Origin of the sequence: Nocardia sp. NPDC004604, from assembly GCF_040609795.1 — a bacterium.
Taxonomy (GTDB): domain Bacteria; phylum Actinomycetota; class Actinomycetes; order Mycobacteriales; family Mycobacteriaceae; genus Nocardia.
Genome location: NZ_JBEXLC010000023.1, coordinates 55,474 through 75,990 on the forward strand (window position 1 = coordinate 55,474; position 20,517 = coordinate 75,990).

A 20,517-nucleotide genomic window follows, 5' to 3' on the forward strand; every position below is an offset into this window, starting at 1 on the left:
TCATGCATGAATCACAGCTGGTGGCCAATGACGCCGCCTACTACTATCTGGCCCGCTCGGGTCGGGTCACCGACTGGCCGATGTGGTGGGCGTTCGAGAACGAGACCGGCGCGCCGCCGACCGCCGCGGACATCGTCGCCCACTTCGGCGAGCGGGCCGAACTGCTCGCACCGCTGCGCCGCCGCATTCGCGAGGTGCCGGGCGGGTTCGGGCATCCGTACTGGGTGGCAGACGACAGTCCGATCGCTGCGCACATCGTCACTCATGATGCGGCACAACTGGATTGGGCCCAGTGCCTGGACGAGATGGGACGCGTTCTCGAGCAACCGCTGGACGCACGGGTCAGCGCCTGGCAGCTGCACGTATTTCCGAATGTGGTCGGTATCGCCACGCCGAGCGGCGCGGGCACCGTGGTGCTGATGCATATCAGCCATGCCCTGATGGCGGGTCCGGCCATGACCTCGTTGTCGGAGGCCCTGTTCGCCTCGGCACCGTTGCGGATCGATGGGCTCGGTCCTGCCGCGACACGTCCGCGCCTGGCGCTCACCGCCGTTGGCGGGGCGCTGCGCTGGCCGCTGCAGGTGCTGGGTTTCAACCTCCGCTTCCGGGGCGAAATGCGCCGGATCGCCCGCGAGGGCGATGACGGCGGGCCGAGTACACCACCGGTCGGCCCGACCGTGCTCAACCGGCGAATCGGTGCGGGACGCGCCGTGCGCACCATCCCCTTGGACCTGCAGGACGTGCGGGTGCCGGGGATTACCGTGACGGCACTGGGGCTGACCGCGATCTCGCGCGCCGTGCAGCGCTATCTCGAAAAACGCGATGGCACATGCCCCGACGATCTCGCCGCATTGGTGACCATCGCGGTGCCCGACGCCAAGGTCATGGGTGTCAATCGCGTGGGTGCCGACGCGGTCGCCCTGGCCGCGGGTGAGCCCGACCTCGCCGATCGCGCGCGAACCGTCGAGGCCACCTTGCGCGAGCGCCGCCGTTCGCCATCGAGCCGCCGGGAACTGGGCCGACTCGCACTGGTCGACCGGCTGCCGAGCCGCGTCTACCGGGCCAGGTTCGGTACGCTGCCGCCCGCGGATCCGAACGCGCCCGCGCTCGCACATACGATCCTGACCAGCATCAGGTGCGAGCCGACCGCCGAATGGTCCTTGCTGGGCAAGCCGTTTCGCTTCGCGGGCATGCTGCCGCCGGTGTACCCGGACATCGGTCTGGCGCATTCGTTCGTCGGCGTGGGCGATAGCTTCACCGTATCCGTGGCCTGCGATCCGGAGATAGTCCCCGACCTCGACGCCTACCGCGACATCCTGTTGGAATCGCTGCGCGACGTCGCCGCTGCTCTCGGCGAGTCGGAGTAACCGAGGCAGTTCAGTTCGTCGAGGCGAGTCAAATGGTCGTTGTGGATGGGGGTTTTGGGCGACCATATGACTCAGCTCGACGAACTGAACTGCCAGTAGCGGGGCAGAGTTCGACGCCTACCAGGTCACCGGTAGGGCTTTCGGGCCGCGAACCAGTAGACCGGACTTCCACCGCACCTCGTCGATCGGTACCGCTAGGCGCAGGGAAGGGAACCGTCGCAGCAGCGAGTCGAGCGCAACTTGCAGCTCGACCCTGGCCAGTTGGGCACCGAGACAGTGGTGCGCGCCGTGCCCGAAGGCCATGTGCGGGTTGCGTTCTCGGGTGAGGTCCAATTCCTCGGGATCGTCGAAGACGGCCGCATCCCGGTTGGCGGCCTGGGTATTGACGAATACCGCCTCCCCGGCCCGGATGGTGACGCCGCCCAGTTCGAGGTCCTGGGTGGCGATTCTGGGAAATGAACCGCCCGAACCCAATGGGACGTGGCGCAGCAGCTCCTCCACCGCGCTCGGAACGAGTTCCGGTCTGCCACAGAGCAATTCCCAGTGCCCGGGCTCGGTGAGCAGCATATAGGTGAAGTTGGCGATCTGGTTGGCCGTGGTCTCGTGGCCCGCGATGAGCAGGCCGATACCCAGGTTGACCAGCTCCGCCTCGCTCAGCCGGTCCTCATCATCGCGCGCGGCGACCAATGCGCCGAGCAGATCGTCGGTGGGCTGCTCTCGGCGCTGTGTCACCAATTCGGCCAGGTACGCCTCCAGGCCCGCCCGTGCGGCGCCGATCTGCTCACGGGTGTGCGCCGTGGTGGACAGCACCGTATCGGAGAAGTCACGGAAGCGGTGCTGGTCTTGCGCTGGGACACCGAGCATTTCGCAGATCACGGTGACCGGCAGCGGCAATGCGAGCATTTGCACCAGGTCGGCGGGTGGGCCGGAGCGCTCGATTTCGTCGAGCCGCTGGTCCACGATCTGCTGGGCGCGCGGACGCAATGCCTGGACCCGGCGGCCGGTGAAGGCCTTGACCACGAGTCTGCGCAGCCGGGTGTGCTCCGGCGGATCCATGCTGAGTAGTGAGTTGCGGCGCGCGGGCTCGGGCGTTGCGCGCGGAACGTCCTCGCGGTCGACCGCCGCGGCGCGGCTGAACCTCGGGTCGGCGAGTACCAGTTTCACATCCTCGTAGCGGGTCACCAACCAGCCATCGCCGCCGTAGGGCAGCCGGATGCGGCTGATCGGCTCCTCTCGGCGCAGCCGAGCGAAGAGCGGATCCATTTCGAGGCGGACCGGGGTGCCGAAGGGGAAGCGGCGTACCTCATTGTCGACTGGCATGTGCGATCTCCCTTCCGCGACGCAGACGGTGGGCGCCCGAGTCATGTAAGCAAGTGCTTACAATCGATGGTAGGAAGGCGGCACCGGCCCGTCAACGGTTGAATCTCGTTACGGCGGTGGGAAATTCACATCCACGCGCTCCAGTAGCACCCGCGCGGCGCGCAGCACATGCTGGGCAACCGCCGCCGGATCGGCGCTGGCCAGTGGTTCTCGGCGATGTACGGAGCGGACCAGTCCGATGCCGAGCAACCAGGCGAGCAGCAGATCGGCGCGCAACTCGGCATCGGGGCCATCGGTGAGCGAGGAGAGCGCGCGGGCGTATTCGTCGCCCAACTCGCGGCGGATCGCCGCCGCTCCTTCATCGTGTCCGCTGGAGCGCAGCGCCGCCTGCAGCCAATGTCCCTGTGCCGCTGAGCCGCTCGGCTCGAGCGCACGTGACAGCAAGCGGCCGAGCAGACCATCGACCGGCCCGTCCTCCAGTACGCGTCGTCCCCGATCGGCGATCGCCGCCCGGAACAGTTCGTCCTTACTGCCGAAGTATCGGAACAGCAGCGCCTGATTCACCCCGGCGCGCGTGGCGATTTCACGCACCGTTGTGCGCTCGTAGCCGCGTTCGGCGAACAACTGTTGCGCCGCGGTCAGAATCGCGGTTCGTGTCGCGGCCGAATCCCTTTTGCGGCCGACGTTCTCACCAGACATGTGCCCTCCGGTTGATCCCAGACAGAGCAGCGTAAGTCCCGCGATGAGCGGGACCAAGTGCGGCTCGGCCGACTGTGTCGGGTATTCGTCCCGTTCCCAAAGATGGGAACGAGGATTGTGGGCATGCTCGAGGTGCGGCGGTAATGTTGGGCACCTGGCGCCGCTAAGAATTGGACCTCGACGGTGGTGCTGGAGCTGTCACGATGCGGAAGGCGTTGGTCGCGCGGACTTCGGGTTCCATTGCTCACCTCTTGTTCCCCCTTGCCGGGAGGTGCCGGGGATAACTGCTGCGATCGGCGATGGGTGCCGTTTCGTGACCCCACTCCCGTTGCGGATTATCGAATCCCGCAACGGGAGTGGGATATCCATCGCGCCATCGGAAGGACAATTGATGGATACCCCCGATCGGCCGTTTCTTGTTTCCGCCGATGCGGATCCGATCTTGTCATTCGGTCAGCTCGAAGCATGGGCCGAATCCGTTGCGTGGTGTTTGAAGAGAAATGGCGTCGGTTCAGGTGATGTGGTGGTCGCCGAACTACCGAATTCACCGGCCTTCGCGGCGGTAATGTCGGCGGTCTGGAATATCGGTGCGGTATTCGCGCCGGTGGATCCGCAGCTGAGTGCGCAAGAGAAGCAGCAGATCTTGGCGCTGGCCCGGCCCAGCGTGGTGGTCGCGTCGACCCCGGGGCCGATCGAGTCGCCGACGTTATTGTGGCGCAACCCGTTCGAGCCACCGGCGCACATCGAATGGATCCCGTCGCAGGTGGCGCGCAGACATCAATGGGCGCCGACGGTGCCCGACCCGCCGGTGCACGAGGGCGACCGGCTGATCCTGTTCACCTCCGGCTCCACCGGAGCACCGAAGGCGGTGGCGCTCTCCGAGGCCAATATCGCGGCCGGAATATCCGCTGTCGCAGATCATTTCGCCCTCACGCCGGAGGACCGCACCATCGCGCTGCTGCCGTGGGCGCAGGGCCACGGTCTGTTCGCGAACCTGATGGCGACCCTGCGCAACCGGTGCACGGTGGTGCTGCCGTCCGCGAGCGAGATGCGCCAGTCGCACCGGTTGCTGGATTCGGCGACGCCCACCTGGCTCACCGTGATGCCTGCACAGCTGGCCGGTCTCACCGCCGGGCTGGTGGCCTCGCGCAAGCGGGCGCGCGGTATGCGTTTCCTGCGCACCGCCTCGGCACCGCTCTCGCGCCTGGCGGCCGAGCGCGCGGAACGCTTGCTCGGCTGCCCGGTCGTCGAGGCCTTGGAACTCGCCGAGACCAGTCACCAGGCGGCGGCCGATCCACCGTCGTGGGAGCGGGTCCCCGGCACCGTCGGCACACCGACCGGTGTCGAATTCCGCCTGGCCGGTGCCGAATTGGCGGGCGGGCACGAGCTGGAGGTCCGTGGTACGGCACTGTTCAGCAGATACGTCGGCAATCCGGCGGCCACCGCGGCGGCCTTCACCGCGGACGGCTGGTTGCGCACCCGCGATGTGGCCCGCCGGGAACGAGACGGACGCCTGCGAATCCTGGGGCGGCTCAGCGAAATCGCGCACCGCGGCGACCATACGGTCGCACCGGTCGATGTGGAGTCCGCGCTCGACGAACATCCCGATATCGTCTCCTCGCTCGCCACGCGCGTACCGCATCCCCGCCTGGGCGATGACATCGCCGCAGTCGTCCACCTGCGCAAGGGTGCGCAGACCACCAAACGGGACATTGTGCGGCACTGCCACGCACACCTGGCCGACCACCAGATTCCCGGCCAGATCCGCATAGTCACCCAGTTGCCGAAATTGCCGAATGGAAAGCCGAGCCGCCGCATGGCGGCACAGTTGTTCGAGGTCGGCTGAAACAGCGATCGACATAGCGCCCGATCGACATAGCGCCGTGCTGGACAGGATTTCTGCTGTCCAGCACGGCACTTCGCCGTCCGCATCGGTTGCGCTGGTAACGATCTGCGCCCGCGTAGGGTCATCAGCTGGTCGCGTATGTCGTTCCCATGCCGGGACAGTCGATCCGGGTGTCCGACGGTCGGTCTGCAAGTTCCGTGAAGTGGCATAACTCATGAGGTTTGTCGCACAGCAACTGCTCGGCCGCATAATGCTCGCGGCGGCGCCGGCTGTTGTGTCGCGCACGAAGTCGCGGGGCGAGAATGTGCGTGGCACGTGTATCGGTGTGCGGGACCTCCCGGCCGAGCGCGTAACTAGTTCCGCGTCCAGATAGCTCCTGCCGTATCGAGCCCTCGGTCCATGGGGTGGTCGAAGGTAGTCGAATGGTGGTCGTGCAGGTGCGGTATTCGACCGCCATATGACGCTGGGCGAGCAGTCGGAGTAGGTAGCGCAGCAAGCAATCTGGCCGGGGCGCTAGAAGGTCGGAATCGCCTTAGACGGGGTGAGGGTGCTGCTGCCGGTCCAGTATTCGGGCAGTGCCATCTTCTGCAAGATTCCCGATGCCGCCGCAAAGTCTTCGGCTTCGGCGGCGGCCAGGTACTCCCGGCTGAGGTGGACATTGATGAATCTGTTCATCAACGCGGCGCGGTCCCTGGTTACGGTGTCGGTGAGGCCGGGCATCGAGTTTCCGCTGCCCGACACGACATCCCGAATGGCATGGATGACCGGCTCGGTGGGGTTGTTGAAGTAGTCGTGCAGGAACTGCTGCTCCGGCGCGGTGAAGCTGCTGAACTGCAGGTCGGGATCGGCGAAGCGACGTTCCGCCAGCCGATGCGCGGTCCGCTTGAACAGCGCGACATTGGCCGGTGTCGCGCCCAGTTTGAGTACGCCGAGCGAGGCGATGGCCTGTCCGACATGCTTGTCGCCGTCCCACATATTCGGCCCCCAACTCGTGCGGTAGTTGTAGGCTTTGACGGCGTTTGTCCGCATTTCCTTATCGGTGAATCCGGCACTGAACAAAGCTGCTTCGGCATCGCCGAGGCTGGCACCGCGGTCGATCACTCGATCGATCGCGACCGCGGCGCCCATCGGTGTGCGGCCATACGTCGCCGCGGCGGACCTGGCGGAGTCGATGATCTGCTCGCGCGTGCGGTAGTAGTTGCGGATCCAGCCGAACCGGTCCGCCTCGACCGCCATCTTCATATTCGCCAGCTCCGCTCGCTGCCGCATCCCGGAGCGGGAACTCAACGGAGATCGTCTGCGGCCCATGAGGTATTCGGTCACCGGCGATGCGTTCATCGTGTTGAGTGCCGCGAGTCCGGTGATCAGCCGCTGGGTTCCGGACATGCCGCCCGCTGCGGCCATGGATCCGCCGCCACCGCCGCCACCGGCCTGGGCGGCACGTCCGGTCGCGAGCACACCACTGATCTGACCTGCAATCCGGCCGGGTGCGGCGGCCAAACTTCGGCTCATCCGACGCAGCAAGACGATTCCGACGAGCATGAACGATCCACCGATGAAGATCACCGCGATGCCGTGGCCCTGTGCCTGTTTGAACACATCGCCGAGAACGAGGGCGTAGATGCCGAGATAGAGAGTAAAGGCGACCATCTTTCCGGCCGATACAAAGGCATCAACGAGATTGCGCAGCAAGAATGTCTGGCTCGGTCCATAGACGTATCCGCCCGCGGCGAAGCCGAAGATGGCCATGAACGCGTGATAGACGGCTTCCGCCGCGGCCACCACGATCTTCCCGGACAGATATACGCCGAACATCAGCAGCACGGCGGCGAAAACCAGCAACAGTAGGCCGGTGCAGACCTGGCCTGCGTTGGGATTCTGGCTCTTGGTGTACGCCGCGACATCACCACAACGTTTCAGTCCGCTGGTGACCTTGTCGTCGCTGCCGGCCAATACACCGTCCGACCACGCTGCCCGGCACGCCGGTGAGTCGTCCACGACATGGCCGAAGTTCCACACCTGCAGTGGATAGCGCACGAAGTTGTCGGCGAGCGTGCCCTCGATCGAATCGACGATCACGTGTGGGCTCGGGTTCGATTGGCCGTTGAGGCCCGCGGCTACCGCCACACCGACATCGCGTCCCTGCGCGAGCAGCCCATCCGAGGACAAGACATCGGCCATCGGATGCGCCAGATAGGGCACGCTGAACAATGCGACACCGATCATCGTCACGACCTGAAGCGTCGCCTTGGCGAAGTATCCGCGAACGATGAACCAGCCCACGGGTATTCCGCCGACGGTCACCGCGAGCACCAGAATGATGGGCGTGCCGACTTGTCTGGCGAGCGTGTCGGCGACCCGGCTCAGCGGCTCCGCGATCAGGTCGAGCCAGCGAAAGCTGACCGCGTAGTCGATTACCCAGATACTGGTGACCTCGGTGCCCATGAACCCCGCGAACTCCAGATCGAGCGCGGTCGACAATGCGGCATTCCCGGGATGAAAGACATTTCCGTGATTCGTGGCGAAGACATAATTGGCCAGCGGTACGCCGTGTGAATCCCGGACATTCATCCAGCCGACAGCGTCGATCGTCGAAGACCCGGCGGTATCGGTTCCGGTCTGCGCCGTCGCCACCGCGCCGAGTGTCATCGGAACAACGAACAATACGAATACGCCGAGCAGCAGGCGGGCCGTTATTCGCCGCAGCCGGGTTGCACCGCACCAGTGCGCGCATCGACGGACCATCGCACGCGGTCGCCAACGCGCCGTATCCCAGAACTCCGACTCCGACAACGCAACTGGGCGGTCGCTCCTGCCCCACCCGAGTCGCGTGCCAACGAGACTATCCGATCGCCCGAACACGCGTACAAACATAATGGTCGATCGAATACCGAAAACCCATTGCGCTCAGGGTGATTCGTATAGATCTCGTATGAAATCCTGCGGCCGCTGCCGACACTACATCAATTCAGCAATGTGCTGAATATCATTGTCCATCGAAAACCCAATGTGCGTTCGCATCGCCGATTATCCGCAGCGTTCGAACCGAGGGAATTCGATATCAGGTCGGCGGCAGTTCGGAATGTCTGGCGAACGCCTGATCGATCAGCTCCGACGTGGCGCGCGTGGCGATCAGCCGGGCGATGGCCAACTCCGATTCGAGTTTGGCGCGATCCCTCGGAGTGCGACCGGACTGCTCATAGACCTGGCCCGCCAGGAAGTAGAACAGCTGGGTCGCATACTGATCGGCAATCTGATTGCAATCGGCTCTGAGCCGCTCGATCAGTTCGAAGGCGTCGCGCGCGGGGATACCCGCATCGACGAGCCGGGTGGTCAGGTCGCCGCAGCGCGGATTGGTCACCCGATAGGCCTCGTGCGGATCGCCGCTGGCGGCGAGTGCCTGCTGCACGTATTCCGGAAGTTCCGGGGGTGCTTGCGCGCGCTGCGCACGGGGGGAGCCGGGCGCGGCGACCGTCGTCGGCTCGGAGATGGGCTGGTCGTTGACGCCGAGCACCTCCGCCAATCCGTCACCACGATCCCAGGCCTCGAGTAGTTCCCGAATCCCGTTCAACTTCATGCCCCGACTGAGCAGACGGCTGATCGTCTGCAATCTGTTGAGGTGATCCGACCCGTAATAGCCGATGCGCCCCCGAACGTCGGGGGAGGGGAGGAGTCCTCGTTCGTGGTACACGCGAACGCTTCGCACGGTGGTATCGGCCGCCCGCGCTAGTTCGTCGATCGTGTACTCGGACTCAACAGCCATATCCATAGGAAACCACAATTCGCCCCTTAGCGGATGGCCCGCGAACAAATGTACCGTTGCCTAACGATACGCCAGGATCACATGTTGGTCAACGTGCCGTTAAGTAGCGGCAGAAACGATTGCCGAGGAGCCAATCGTGGGTTAACGTTCGTGGGCCAGCAATCATCGCTGGCCCTTCCGGGGACTGTTGAGCAGCCCCGATGACCGCCCGACCAATGGGCCCGCACAACGGAGTTGGCGCGCCCTCGGCATCCCCGGAGACGGCTATGAGCATCACGCAATCTTCCCTTGTCATGGAAACCGTTGCGACGGCAAAGGTTTCGGCGCTTCCGAACGCGTCGGCCCATCGGCCACCCTGCGCGGACGGTCCCGACGACTGGGATCTGGACGTGGGTACCCCGGACTCGTGGCGTGCGGCGATGCGGATCTGCGAGAGCTGCCCGGTGTTCGCGAAATGTGAACAATTGGCGCAGACACTCATCGAGCGCGGTACCGGGCCCCGCGCGATGATCTGGGCCGGAGTGCCCTATGACAGCGCGGGCAAGGTCGTCGCCGATCTGGACCGCCATCGCATCACCCCCGTCGATCACAAGCGGCCGCTGCGGATCATCCGCACCGGCTCGCGTCCCGCACCCGCCGATCCGATTCCGGCGGCACCGCGACGCCACATTGTGCTGGGCCGTCGGCTGGAGCCGACCGGAACCGGCGCACACTGACCTATGCTTTCGTGCACTGTTCACGACGGACCTCATTCTGGCGGTGTGTAACTCATGACGATGTTGGCTCTGGAGATCGGGCCTGACGGTTTCGCGGCGAGTCGGGTGGAAGACAATGTCGGCGCGGACGAGATCCGGCGCGTCCCGATTCCGTCTCGTGCGGCCTGGGACACCTGCCGTGACCTGCTGGTCGAGCTCGCCGGCGGCCAGGATGTCACCCGGGTGGGAATCGGCTCCGCGGGCCCGCTCGATATGGCCGCCGGTGTGGTGGCACCGCCCGGGATCGCCGAGTGGGGTGTGGGTTTCGGAATCGTGGCGGCGGTGGAGAAGCTGTTTCCGAACGCGATCGTCCAGTTGGCGCTCGACGGTGTCTGCCTGGGCTTGGCTGAGCGCAACTTCGGTGCGACGAACGATGTACTGGATGCCCTTGCCGTCATGGCCTCGGATCGGATCGGTGCCGGCGTGATGGTCGGTGGTTTCGTGGTGGTCGGTCGGACCGGAAACGCGGGAAACCTCGGCCATGTACTGGTGCCGGGCTTCGATGAGCTCTGCGAATGCGGGGGACGCGGCTGTCTGGAGGCGGTGGCCGGTGGCATCTCCGCGGTGAAATGGGCACGCGCGCAAGGCTGGCAGGGCACTTCGGTCGACGACCTGATCGGTCAGGCTCGTGCTGGTGACGAACTCGCGGATGCCGCGCTCAGTCGGGCCGGGACGGCGCTCGGCCGCGCAATCGCCTCGGCGGCCGCACTGCTCGACCTGGACCGGGTCGTCCTCGGCGGCACGCTGGCGGTGCCGGGCACCTCGCTGTGGAAAGCGCTCAGTGCCGCTGTCGCGACGCATGCCCGACTCGGCCATCTGACCGGATTGCGGGTCGTGCCATCTGAACTCGGCGAGGTGGGCGTGCTGGCAGGTGCCGGTGTGCTGGCGCTGACGGCGGGAGAGGGCTAACCCCACAGCAGTTGCGGGCGGTGAATTACGGCCTGAGACCAGTGCGTTCGTCGCTGGTCTCAGGCATTATGCTGTGGTTTGCCGCGGCACGCGCGAACTGCGCTGAGCTGTGGGAATTCTGATGTCCATACACGCGTTCTTAAGCGGACGTTAAGAAAAGACCGCTCGGTGTACGTACGGTGGCGATGTCATGCAGACTGCATCTGATGTCGACATCTCTCAACCTGTTGAATGAGCCGTTATATAGCGGTACATTGACTGTGTCACACAGGTGGCGGCTTCCGACGAACGGCTGGTACGGGCAAGTGCGATGACAAGTGGCGCAGTAAATCCATGGATAACGATCGAGACGTTGACGCCCGAAGCGATGTCGGTGGCATCGGTGGGAGACGCGCCGCGTGGATTCGCTGACTGGCAGCGAGTACTGCAGCGGCTACTGTCGCGGACTCCGGCGCTCTACGACAGCCTCAAGACCCGCAGCCTGGTCGATGCGATCCGGGCGGTGCGCGACGAGGCCGAGGATGTGGATCTGACCATCGCGACCGGTTCGGGTCCGCACGCGCTGCGGATACGACCGGTGTTCGGACCGGGTGGCGATGTGCACGCGGTCCGCTTGTGGGTGGGCTCGGCCGCGGCGACCTGCCCCGAATTACCGCCCGCGGTCGGTGCGATCTGGGATCTCAATACCCAGACCATTCAGCAACCGATCGGCGCGACTCGGCTGACGGGGAACTCGGCCGAGCAGCATGTGCCGGTGATGTCGATCGCGGAGTTGTTCCATCGGATCTCGGCCTTCAATCGACATGCCGAAGTCCTGGATCTGCTCTACAGTCCGAAACTCGGTGACAGGCTTCAGTTCGATGTCACGGTGACCGATGGTCCCGAGCGACCGGGGCGGTGGCGGATCAGTATCCGGGCCCGCGACGACGCTCGTACACAGGGCGCTTGGTTGTTGATCGAGGATGTCACCTCGGACAACGAGCAGTCGGAGTGGCCGACGCTGGAACGGGTCGGATTGCGCGAAGCCCACCGACGTGCCGGAACTCATCTGGCGATCATTCAGACCGAGCGTGCCAGCATCTCGCATTGGCTCACGGATCCGGCTCCCTGGATCCGATGGGACTATCTGTTTCGGCCGGTGGACGTCTTCCATCCGGATGACCGTGCCCGCTTGGTAGCGCTCAGTGATCGGCTGCAATCCGGTGATACTGCGGGTGTCACGGTGCGGGCCCTCAACTACGGTGGCGGTTACACCCCGACGTCGCTGTTGCTGTACCCGTATCCGGGCTATCCGAGTCGGCAACTCGCGATCGCCCAGCTGGTGCGCCTGGCCGATGACATGCCGATGCTGGAATCCGGGCGCGAGTCGCTGGAAACCCCGCAGAGGCAGGCGCCGATCGGGTACGACGATCAGCTGCAGTATCGGCTCGCGCATCGCTTGAAACGTAGTCCTGTGTACTGACCCGCTGTCCCCAATACTGGGAACGACGACGGGGGCTGGAAATGATGGTGCTCTCTACCATTTCGGGAGTGCGGACAATGGTTGGCAGATCGACGGATTCGGGCGATGAATTACTTCGCCGAATGGTCGCACGCCGCCGCCGCGACAATGTGATCGTCGCGGTGCTCGCGGTGCTGGCCGTTCTCGGTGGCGGGCACGCGATCCTCGATTTTTTCGCCTCGGATCCGCCGCCCCCATCCGATAGTGCGACGCCCGCGACCATCGGCCGCGCGCAATTGGCCGGGTCTTTCGCTCAGCAGTTCATCGTGACCTACTTGAGTTCTGTTGCCGGACAACAGGATCGGCTCGGCGAATATGTCGGATCCAGTGCCCAGCAGATCACCTTGCCCTCGACGGCCCGGCAGGTATCCGATCCCGCCGTGGTGTACGTATCGCGGATAGGTAGCTTCGACACACTCGAGGTCTGGTCGGTGACCGTATCGGTCCGGTTGGGTAAGTCCGCCCCCGGTGCCACCAGCACCAGCGGCACCAGCGGCACCAGCACCAGCGGCGCCACCGCCAGCAACAGTGCGGGCGCGGACACCCGCCAGTTCTATCGGGTCGGGGTATCGGTGCTCAACGGTCGACTGCGAGCGCTCGCGCTGCCCGCCCTGGTCGAACCGCCCAGCCGGGGCGCCGATCTGGCGCAGGCGTACTCCGCACCCTGCACGGCGGATACACCGCTCGCGCAAGTGGCTTCGGGCTTTCTCACCACCTATCTGACGGGTAATGGCGATGTAGGCCGTTACATCACCCTGGACGCCGGTATCGTCGCACTGCGCCCGGCCCCGTTCACCGCCGTGGAGACAGTTGCGGTCACCTCGGACGACAACAGTTGTGGCACAGCGCGTTCGCACGCGCAGGTGCTCGTCACCGTCAATCCCAAGGCCGACGGCGGGGCGGTCGCGACGCTCGCCTATCCGCTGACCATGGTCCGCGACGGTGGCCAGTGGCAGGTGCAGTCGGTCGATGCCGTTCCCGCGATGACCAACCCGCCTGCCGTGATCGCCGACCAGCAGAACTCGCACGCAAGTGCGCCGAGCTCGACGACGTCACTGCCGTCGACGACGGTGCAGATTCCGCGGGCTACCCAGAACTGATACGAAAGAGGCACGGCCGTGGGTAATTTGAGCGCCATCCTGTACAACATCCTGATGTTCGTCCGATGGGCGGGCCTGATCCTGATCACCATCCTGAGCATGGGTGTGCTGATATCCGAGGCGGCCAAATCCAAGCTCTCGCCCGCGAAGATCCTCGCCGTCGCCGGATCGGCGCTGCTGGCCGCGGTCCTGTTCTGGATACTTCCGACCCTGGTCAACTACGCGCGCACGGACTCCAACATCATCGTCCCCGATCACCCCATCGGTGGCTATCGGTGACCCAGGTGATCAAGGTCTTCACGCCGATCAAGCGGGTTCCCACCATGATCGGCAAGGCCCAGAACGGGCAGAAACTGCCCTTCGGGCCGTACACCCTGCCGCAGGTCGCGGGCGCAGTGGTGTTGATGGTGATCACCTCGGCGTGCGCGATGGTATTTCCGGTCAATCCGGCGGTCACCTTCGTGGTGGGGCTGGTGCTGACGATCGCGGTCGTCTTCGCCGTCGGACTGGTGCCGTATACCGGCGTCCGGATGACTTCTCGGGCGCTGTGGGTGGGGCGGCTCGTCATATTTCGCAAGCCGGTATCCGCATCCGGTATGCCGGTCAACACCGATTCGGCACGCCACACCATGTTCATCGAAGAGTCCATCGTCCTGGTCCTGCCGGATCGACCGGTTGAGGCGGCGGCGAGCGCGAAACCCGATATCCGGATGCTCGATGTGATCGGCGTCGGCGGCAGCGGCAAGGACTTGCGCAACTGGATCAACGGCAACGGTGGCCCAGCATCGGAAGGGAGCCGCTGATGGCGTTCGGACGAGATCTACAGCCCACCGCCGCGATTCGCGGGAATCTGCAATTCACCCATTCGGGTCTGGTCACCGCGACCTACTTCATCAACCCGCTCGGTTACGGTTTGCGCAAGGCGGGTGACAAGCACGATGTGAAGATGGCCCACCATGCGCTGATCAACAGCTTGCCGAGCGGGTCATTGCTGCTCGGCATCCAGGCGCGGCTCAATACGATCGATGTGCTGACCAAGATGGTGGAGGGCGTCGATCTCGACGAATGTGAGGACTACGCCGACGAGGTGGTCGCCTCGTATGAGCGAGTCCGCGCGATCTCACCGCAGACCCGGATCTACTTGCTGACAATTCCGGTCGGCACGGCGAACTCCGGTATTTCGGCGCTGTCGCGTATGTGGCGTGGCAGCACCACCACGATCGATGCGACCGCCATCTCCCGCGCGGAGCTGGATGCCTACGACGAAAAGGCGAATGAGATCCTGTCCCGGATCGGCGGGGATTTCGATCCGGTTCCGGTGCCCGCCGCACTGTTTCAATGGCTGTGGGAGCACTACCTGTCGCGTGGTGCGGCGGGCGATCCGGTGGCCCCGACTCGGGTCGGCGCACTGGATGACGCGACAGCGGCCGTGTTCTCCTCGGCGGCACTCGACGAGGGCGCTCAGGCCGATAGCAACCGGCGGGTACGGCCCTCGTTCGTCCCGGTGATCAAGGTCGTGCAACCGGATTACGAGTATCGCCCGTCCTATCAGGCGATGCTCACCCCGCATTCATTCCCGTACTCGGGCATGCGTTTTCCCGGTGGCAGCGAATTCCTGAATGTGCTGGAGGGCCTCGGCGACGTCACGGTCGACTGGGGGATGCGGGTATCGACCAAATCTGCGGACCAAGTACTCAAGAACAACGAGCTGAGCCTGCGCCGACTCGGTGAGCAGATGGATCAGCGCGACCAGGAGGTGTCCTTCGCGCAGAATACGCTGACGTCGAAGGCACAGATGTTGGGCGAATACAACCAGCATTTCGAGGTCAACGGCGGTGAGTCGGAGGTCTCCTTCACGACCGTCATCGCCATCGGTGGCCCCTCGCGCGATGTCACGATGGATGCGGTCAATACGCTCAAGCGCCGCTATAAGCGGTTCCAGGTCGAGATGACCGCACCGCTGGGTACCCAGGTCGATCTGTGGTCGATGCTGATTCCCGGAAGTCCGCAACGCCGGGCTTACGACGACTTCGCCCATATCGTGCCTTCGGATATGTGGGCCGGGTTCGTACCGTTCATCACCAGCCAGATCGGCGACGACAGCGGCCCGGTGATCGGGGTCAACCTGCTGTCCGGCCAATACGAGCCGATCCATTTCGGCATCATGGAGGCCGCGCTGCACGACTTGTCCGCATCATTCGCGGTCACCGGCGAACTCGGTTCGGGCAAATCGTATTTCCTGAAGCTGATGGCGGTGCTCGTCCACGATATGGGTGGGCAGTTCCTGGCCATCGACCGAAGTCAGGTCGGTGAGTGGGAGCACTTCGCCGCCGCGATCGACAATGCGGTTGTCATCGATCTGGCGAATCCGACGGTATCGCTGGATCCGCTGCGCATGTTCGAACCGAGGGTCGCGGGTGAGCGCGCGCTCGACTCGATCCTGCCGCTGCTGGATCTGTCACCGACCTCCGGCGCGGGTGCCGCCGCCAGCAATCTGCTGACCATCAGGGGGATGGCCGAACACGGTATCCGGAGTCTGCTCGATCTGTTCCATGTCGTGCGGCGGCTGCGCGACCAGCCCGGAAACCCAGAGGAATATGCGGATCTGGCCGCACGCCTCGGCACTGTTGTCGAGCGGGTACCGGTGCTGTTCGATCCGGCGCTGAAACCGTTGCGACTCAATGCCGCCGCGACGGTCGTGCGCAGTCACCAACTGGCGCTCCCGACTGCGGAGGAGCTCACCACCCCGCACCTGTACAACCGATTGCCACTGACCAAACGGCTCGGGACCGCGCTGTACGAACTCGTCGGCGTGGCCGCCCGCGAGGCGTTCCTCACCGATAACGGCAGGTTCGGGCTGCTGGTCGGCGATGAGGCGCATCACTTCACGCAGACACAGGTCGGCTCGGCGGTCACCTCGGATTTCAGCCGCGACGGCCGTAAGCATCTGGCGGCGATCGGGCTGGCGTCGCATGATCCGGCGACCGACTTCCAGGGGGCCGCGCACAATCTCATCCCGAACCGGTTCGTCTTCCGGCAACGCGATGAGACGCTGGCCCGCAACAGTCTGGAATGGCTCGGCGTGGATCTCGAGGAAGCGCCGTTTCTGCTGCAGATCCTGCGCGAGGAGACCTCGCCGCCGGTCGGCACCGGCCGTCAGGTGCCCGAGGAACGCCGCGGCGAGATGTTCATGCGTGACGCACTGAACCGGATCGGCCGCGGCAAGGTGCTCGGCCCGGCCCGGATCGATCGCGCCGCGGCGATCACCAGCACGCCGAGTGCTCCCGGAACCAGCCGCACGGCCATTTCGGAAAGACAGGCAGTGCGTTGAGATTCGCTACTGAGCGCGGCATTCGATCGGGCCGAGACGACTTCGGGCTGGGGGAGGATGCCGAACTCTTCGATCCGGTCCACTGGCGGCCGTCGGCGGTATTTCGGCGATGTCGTAGGTGGATCGGCGCGACGCGCCGTCGACGCTGGACCACGTGGACCCTCATCGCTCTCGTCGTGCTATTCGTCTGTCCAGGCATCATGGCGGTGCTGGCCACCGCGCAGACCGGTACGGGGACCGTATCCGCGCCCAACAGCGCGCTGAGCTGGATGCGGATCAAAGATTCGTCGGGAGTAGAACTTTCGAGCTATCTGTTTGCCACCAATCGCGGCGGAATCTTCAGCCCCGGGAATATCGTGATGTCGTTCCTGATCATCGTGCTGTTCGCCATCTGGCTGGTTATCACGGTCACCGCGATCTGGCTACCCACCGATACCCTGGATTTCGGGTGGCTGAGCGTTGTCAGCAAGCCGCTGCAAGGCGTGGCCGACGCACTGACGGGCCAGATCGCGACACCGATCATGCTGGTGACTTTCGTGGCGATCGGCGCGGTTCCCGTGGGCGTATTCATTGTGCGCGGCTATTTCTCCAAGGCCACGATGCAGGTCGTGATGATGGTGGGAGTGGCGATACTCGGGCCGCTGTTCCTGGCCGAGCCACTGGCCGAGGTGCTGTCACCGGACGGACTGCTGTCGCAGGGGCGGAATCTGGGGATTTCGGTGGCGGCCGGTTTGAACGGCAATAGCAATCCGAATCCGAACCAGTTGATACAGACGATGCAGTCCGATATGGCGGACAACTTCGCGCGACGTCCGTTGCAGGTGTGGAATTTCGGGCACATCGTGGACGACCGAGCGTCATGCAAGGCGGCCTGGTCGGCCGGCGTCATGGCCGGTGACGACGACCGGGTCAAGAACGGGATGAAGTCTTGCGGGGACAGCGCCGCCTATGCGGCGGCAGACAACCCGAGCGTCGGTCAAATCGGCGCGGGAATTCTGCTGCTGTTGTCCGGAACGGTGCTGTTGCTTTTCGGCGCATACCTGGCGATCAAGGTCATCTGGGCCGCGCTCGATTCGATCTACTACGGATTCATGACGATATTCGGATTCGCCGCGGGCGGGTTCGTGTACGGGCCGACGCAGACGTTCACCATTCGCTGTGTTGTGCACGGATTCGTCTCGGCCGGGCGTATGGCTGTATTCGTCATATTCCTGGGTGTCTACGAGCTGTTTCTCGGCGATCTGTTCCACCAGGCGCGCGGCCAGGTCATGTCGGTGTTTGTGATCGGCGCGATTGTGGAAATCGTCGCCATCCTCCAGCTGAAGCGTCTCAACGCGAGTATGGAGAAGGGCAACGAATGGATTGCCAATCGATTCGCTCTGGCCATTCAGAATGGCGGTGCCAGAGCCGGAGCAGGTGGGGGCGGCGGAGGGACCGCGCTCGGGATGGGGCAAATCGGCGCGAGTCACAAGATGTCGGGTTTGGGGATGATGGCGCTGATGAGTGGTGCGAGCACAATTGCCAACTCGCCATTGACCGAATGGATGATGATGGGGCTGCCCGGATCGTTCCACCCGCAATCCAGGCTGAAGAAGGCAATTACGGAAGCGCAGGGGGGCGTGTGGACCGGGGATAGGCGGTTTGGTGGGCGGTATGGCTGGTATTCGCAGTCTTACTTCAACCGCGAACTCTATGCCTCTAATGCTGCCGCGGAAGCCGCAGCATATGGCGAATTGGACTCGTTCCTGGGCAACGCCGCAGCGGTACAAGGTGTTATCGATGTGGGTGGCTCGGCGGCTGATTCGTATGGGGCCATGATCGGCGCCGGTGCGAGAAATGAGGAAAGGGCGCGACTCGCGGTACGCTCGCGTGCGACCATCGCCCAGGCTGCCGCCAACGAACCACTCCAGGATCGCGACCTGGCCTTCTTGACTGCAGCATTGCGGCATACCCAGAATTCAGCACGTCTGCTGATCAATGGCACGGGTAGCGCCGACGAGGTCGCGGCCAATATAGGGACCCTGCAGCAGGCGGCCCGGGAATTCCGTCGAGTCAGGGCGGGCGGTGTCGATCTGGCCGACCACGTCGACCCTTATCGTTCGCATGTGAGTTACGTCCGGGAATATATGAATGACATTGCCAACGATCCCGACGCGGCGAAAGCGAAGATGGCTGCGCTCAATGATGTGATAAACAGCGGTTCCTCCGGATATGTCCGTGGCAGCGGGACCGCCGAAAGGGACAGGCTGTTCGATGCCGGAGTCGATGAGACAACGGCGGAACGAATGAAGCAGTGGACTTTCAACGAGCATGCCAAGATCACGCAGCGGGCCACTGAAAGGTTCGTTCATAATACAGCCGATCCGGACAATATCCGTAACCTCCGGGATGTGGCCTTCCATGCCGTCCGAACAGAACATTTGGCCTCCGGTCGTTCCGGAGATTTGCCGAGTACGGTGACGCCACGCGGAACAAATAACGCACATCCGGGATGGATACCGACAATGAGTCAGGTCGACCGGCTGCTGGGGAATTAGGTCCACACCTTGGGAAGGTAAAGTCGCTCGTCCTGTGCGGAGAGGTATTCGATGATCGGTCGGCTCATATTCCTCGCCATGGTTCCTGCATGGGCGTGGTTGTTGCTGGCGGCGGTGTCCGGACTGGGCACGGTGCTCGTCCTCCTGGTGCTTGTTGTCGGCGGCACGACCTCGGCCATCTCCGCCGACCTGCACTATCAGTGCGACAGTGCGGTGGGTCCCGACCCTTCGCAGACCGAAACCTCCACACCCCGTGCGACCGCTGCCGCCAGTTCGGGAGCGGGCGCCGCGCCCTCGACCGCGCCTACCGCCAACCCGTACGCGGAATTGACTGTGGCACCGGACGATACAACCGCCTCCGACTGGCAGCGCGCCTGCGTGAGCGCGATCCGTACCGCGCCGTACCAACTGCCGCCGCTGCAGACGACCATGAGTGGATTGCTCAGTGACTGTGCTCGTGAATTGGCCATCAATCACGCGCTGAAAGCGTCGGCAGGAAGTGCCGACGGTGCGCCGAGTGGCCCTTCGAGTGCGGCAGGGTTGACGCGGGATGTCGTCTATCAGGCCTCGGCCGGCGCGGTGACCGGGCGTTGCGATCCGGCGGCGCAACCACCGGACGACACCGAACCTGTCGCACCGCCCGTGCGGGGAACGTCGGCGCAGCCGGGATCGGCGTCGGCCGCGTGCGGGCAATCGTCGAGTATCGGTAAAGCCGTGACGGTGCTGCCGAAGACCGTTGCGGCCCAGGCGGCGTGCGGACAGCGGGTCGATCCCGCCGCGGTTTCGGCGGGCGATCTGGTCTTCTGGGATTACCGCAGCAACGCACCGACTCGAACCGGAATCGCCCTCGGCGCAACACAAGTCATGACTTATGATCCCTATTCCGGACGGTTCGTCGAGCAGTCGATGCCGACCGGCCGTGATGTCCGCATCAAGCGAGTGCTAGGGGGTGGATCGTGACGAGCGCGGAGGTGTGGCCTGCGGACTACCAGGTCGAAGTTGTCAATGAGCCAACCGAAGATGCTGGGGGAGAGGGCGATTCACAGTCCGGCCCGGTAACGCCATGGTCGGGTAAGCAAGAGCGCAAGGCCGCGCCGCGCACGGGCACCGGTCCGGTCAATCCGGGATCCGGTGCGTCGCCGGGCCAGAACGGCTCGTCAGCGTCGCCAGGGCAGAACGGCGCGCCAGCGACACCGCAGGCGCAACCGGGTCAGGGTGGTGCTGTTCCGGGTTCGGCTGTTGTGCCGCAGGGTAATGTTGTCGCGCCGCCGGATCCGAGGGCGGGGCAGCCGGCGCCGCCTGCTGCTCAGCCGGCTCCGCAGACGCAGGCTCGGCCTGCTGATCCTGGTCCTTTGGTGGATCCGGATACGGTGGCGGCGTTGGCGCCGG

At 64.6% G+C, this 20,517-nt stretch carries 15 protein-coding genes and 1 pseudogene; 12 read left to right on the forward strand and 4 right to left on the reverse strand.

Going from position 1 to position 20,517, the window contains the following annotated elements:
• Positions 1-2: 2 nt before the first annotated feature.
• Positions 3-1,367 (forward strand): WS/DGAT domain-containing protein, encoded by a 1,365-nt coding sequence (locus ABZW16_RS11415; RefSeq protein WP_354954726.1) that lies wholly within the window; start codon positions 3-5, stop codon positions 1,365-1,367.
• Positions 1,368-1,484: 117 nt separating this feature from the next.
• Here the strand turns inward: ABZW16_RS11415 and ABZW16_RS11420 are convergent, their stop codons facing one another.
• Both ABZW16_RS11420 and ABZW16_RS11425 read right to left on the reverse strand, forming a co-directional pair.
• Positions 1,485-2,687: a cytochrome P450 gene (locus ABZW16_RS11420; protein ID WP_354954728.1), complete on the reverse strand. Its 1,203-nt coding sequence runs from the start codon at positions 2,685-2,687 to the stop codon at positions 1,485-1,487.
• A gap of 108 nt (positions 2,688-2,795) precedes the next feature.
• Positions 2,796-3,386 (reverse strand): TetR family transcriptional regulator, encoded by a 591-nt coding sequence (locus ABZW16_RS11425; protein ID WP_354954730.1) that lies wholly within the window; start codon positions 3,384-3,386, stop codon positions 2,796-2,798.
• A 391-nt stretch (positions 3,387-3,777) separates the two neighbouring features.
• Here ABZW16_RS11425 and ABZW16_RS11430 point away from each other — a divergent pair, with 391 nt between their 5' ends.
• A complete protein-coding gene (locus tag ABZW16_RS11430; RefSeq protein ID WP_354954732.1) occupies positions 3,778-5,232 on the forward strand; it encodes an AMP-binding protein in 1,455 nt (484 codons plus the stop codon).
• 513 nt (positions 5,233-5,745) lie between these two features.
• Here the strand turns inward: ABZW16_RS11430 and ABZW16_RS11435 are convergent.
• Together ABZW16_RS11435 and ABZW16_RS11440 are read right to left on the reverse strand one after the other, a co-directional pair.
• On the reverse strand, positions 5,746-7,881 hold the full coding sequence (locus ABZW16_RS11435; RefSeq protein ID WP_354954734.1) for a hypothetical protein: 2,136 nt from the start codon (positions 7,879-7,881) through the stop codon (positions 5,746-5,748).
• Between the two features lie 412 nt (positions 7,882-8,293).
• Entirely contained in the window at positions 8,294-8,995 is a 702-nt protein-coding gene (locus ABZW16_RS11440; protein ID WP_354954736.1) for a MerR family transcriptional regulator, read from the reverse strand.
• Between the two features lie 266 nt (positions 8,996-9,261).
• On the opposite strand from ABZW16_RS11440, the gene ABZW16_RS11445 reads away from it, so the two are divergent.
• The 10 genes and pseudogenes from ABZW16_RS11445 to ABZW16_RS11490 form a co-directional block, all read left to right on the forward strand.
• Entirely contained in the window at positions 9,262-9,711 is a 450-nt protein-coding gene (locus ABZW16_RS11445) for a hypothetical protein (protein WP_354954738.1), read from the forward strand.
• 54 nt (positions 9,712-9,765) lie between these two features.
• Complete coding sequence (locus ABZW16_RS11450; RefSeq protein WP_354954740.1) at positions 9,766-10,659, forward strand: ROK family protein; 894 nt, start codon at positions 9,766-9,768, stop codon at positions 10,657-10,659.
• A 310-nt stretch (positions 10,660-10,969) separates the two neighbouring features.
• On the forward strand, positions 10,970-12,121 hold the full coding sequence (locus tag ABZW16_RS11455) for a GAF domain-containing protein (protein ID WP_354954742.1): 1,152 nt from the start codon (positions 10,970-10,972) through the stop codon (positions 12,119-12,121).
• A 77-nt stretch (positions 12,122-12,198) separates the two neighbouring features.
• The gene (locus ABZW16_RS11460) at positions 12,199-13,260 is read left to right on the forward strand and encodes a conjugal transfer protein (protein ID WP_354954755.1); all 1,062 of its coding nucleotides are present in this window, start codon (positions 12,199-12,201) and stop codon (positions 13,258-13,260) included.
• A gap of 18 nt (positions 13,261-13,278) precedes the next feature.
• Positions 13,279-13,539, forward strand: a complete 261-nt coding sequence (locus ABZW16_RS11465; protein ID WP_354954744.1) for a hypothetical protein — start codon at positions 13,279-13,281, stop codon at positions 13,537-13,539.
• Entirely contained in the window at positions 13,536-14,063 is a 528-nt protein-coding gene (locus tag ABZW16_RS11470) for a hypothetical protein (protein WP_354954746.1), read from the forward strand. The genes ABZW16_RS11465 and ABZW16_RS11470 overlap by 4 nt, the downstream gene beginning before the upstream one ends.
• A complete protein-coding gene (locus ABZW16_RS11475) occupies positions 14,063-16,591 on the forward strand; it encodes an ATP-binding protein (protein ID WP_354954748.1) in 2,529 nt (842 codons plus the stop codon). Before ABZW16_RS11470 ends, ABZW16_RS11475 begins: the two co-directional genes overlap by 1 nt.
• A 200-nt stretch (positions 16,592-16,791) precedes the next feature.
• Positions 16,792-19,128 (forward strand): hypothetical protein, encoded by a 2,337-nt coding sequence (locus tag ABZW16_RS11480; protein WP_354954750.1) that lies wholly within the window; start codon positions 16,792-16,794, stop codon positions 19,126-19,128.
• A 78-nt stretch (positions 19,129-19,206) separates the two neighbouring features.
• Positions 19,207-20,088 (forward strand): hypothetical protein, encoded by an 882-nt coding sequence (locus ABZW16_RS11485; RefSeq protein ID WP_354954752.1) that lies wholly within the window; start codon positions 19,207-19,209, stop codon positions 20,086-20,088.
• Positions 20,085-20,517 (forward strand): annotated as a pseudogene (locus tag ABZW16_RS11490) (hypothetical protein); the annotation flags it as partial. The gene ABZW16_RS11485 and the pseudogene ABZW16_RS11490, both read left to right, overlap by 4 nt.

Bases quoted from the DNA above. Each gene is read 5' to 3' on its own strand.
- ABZW16_RS11415 (WP_354954726.1), top strand. From the start codon at position 3: ATGCATGAATCACAGCTGGTGGCCAATGACGCCGCCTACTACTATCTG.
- ABZW16_RS11420 (WP_354954728.1), bottom strand. From the start codon at position 2,687: ATGCCAGTCGACAATGAGGTACGCCGCTTCCCCTTCGGCACCCCGGTC.
- ABZW16_RS11425 (WP_354954730.1), bottom strand. From the start codon at position 3,386: ATGTCTGGTGAGAACGTCGGCCGCAAAAGGGATTCGGCCGCGACACGA.
- ABZW16_RS11430 (WP_354954732.1), top strand. From the start codon at position 3,778: ATGGATACCCCCGATCGGCCGTTTCTTGTTTCCGCCGATGCGGATCCG.
- ABZW16_RS11435 (WP_354954734.1), bottom strand. From the start codon at position 7,881: ATGACACTCGGCGCGGTGGCGACGGCGCAGACCGGAACCGATACCGCC.
- ABZW16_RS11440 (WP_354954736.1), bottom strand. From the start codon at position 8,995: ATGGCTGTTGAGTCCGAGTACACGATCGACGAACTAGCGCGGGCGGCC.
- ABZW16_RS11445 (WP_354954738.1), top strand. From the start codon at position 9,262: ATGAGCATCACGCAATCTTCCCTTGTCATGGAAACCGTTGCGACGGCA.
- ABZW16_RS11450 (WP_354954740.1), top strand. From the start codon at position 9,766: ATGACGATGTTGGCTCTGGAGATCGGGCCTGACGGTTTCGCGGCGAGT.
- ABZW16_RS11455 (WP_354954742.1), top strand. From the start codon at position 10,970: ATGACAAGTGGCGCAGTAAATCCATGGATAACGATCGAGACGTTGACG.
- ABZW16_RS11460 (WP_354954755.1), top strand. From the start codon at position 12,199: ATGGTTGGCAGATCGACGGATTCGGGCGATGAATTACTTCGCCGAATG.
- ABZW16_RS11475 (WP_354954748.1), top strand. From the start codon at position 14,063: ATGGCGTTCGGACGAGATCTACAGCCCACCGCCGCGATTCGCGGGAAT.
- ABZW16_RS11480 (WP_354954750.1), top strand. From the start codon at position 16,792: ATGGCGGTGCTGGCCACCGCGCAGACCGGTACGGGGACCGTATCCGCG.
- ABZW16_RS11485 (WP_354954752.1), top strand. From the start codon at position 19,207: ATGGTTCCTGCATGGGCGTGGTTGTTGCTGGCGGCGGTGTCCGGACTG.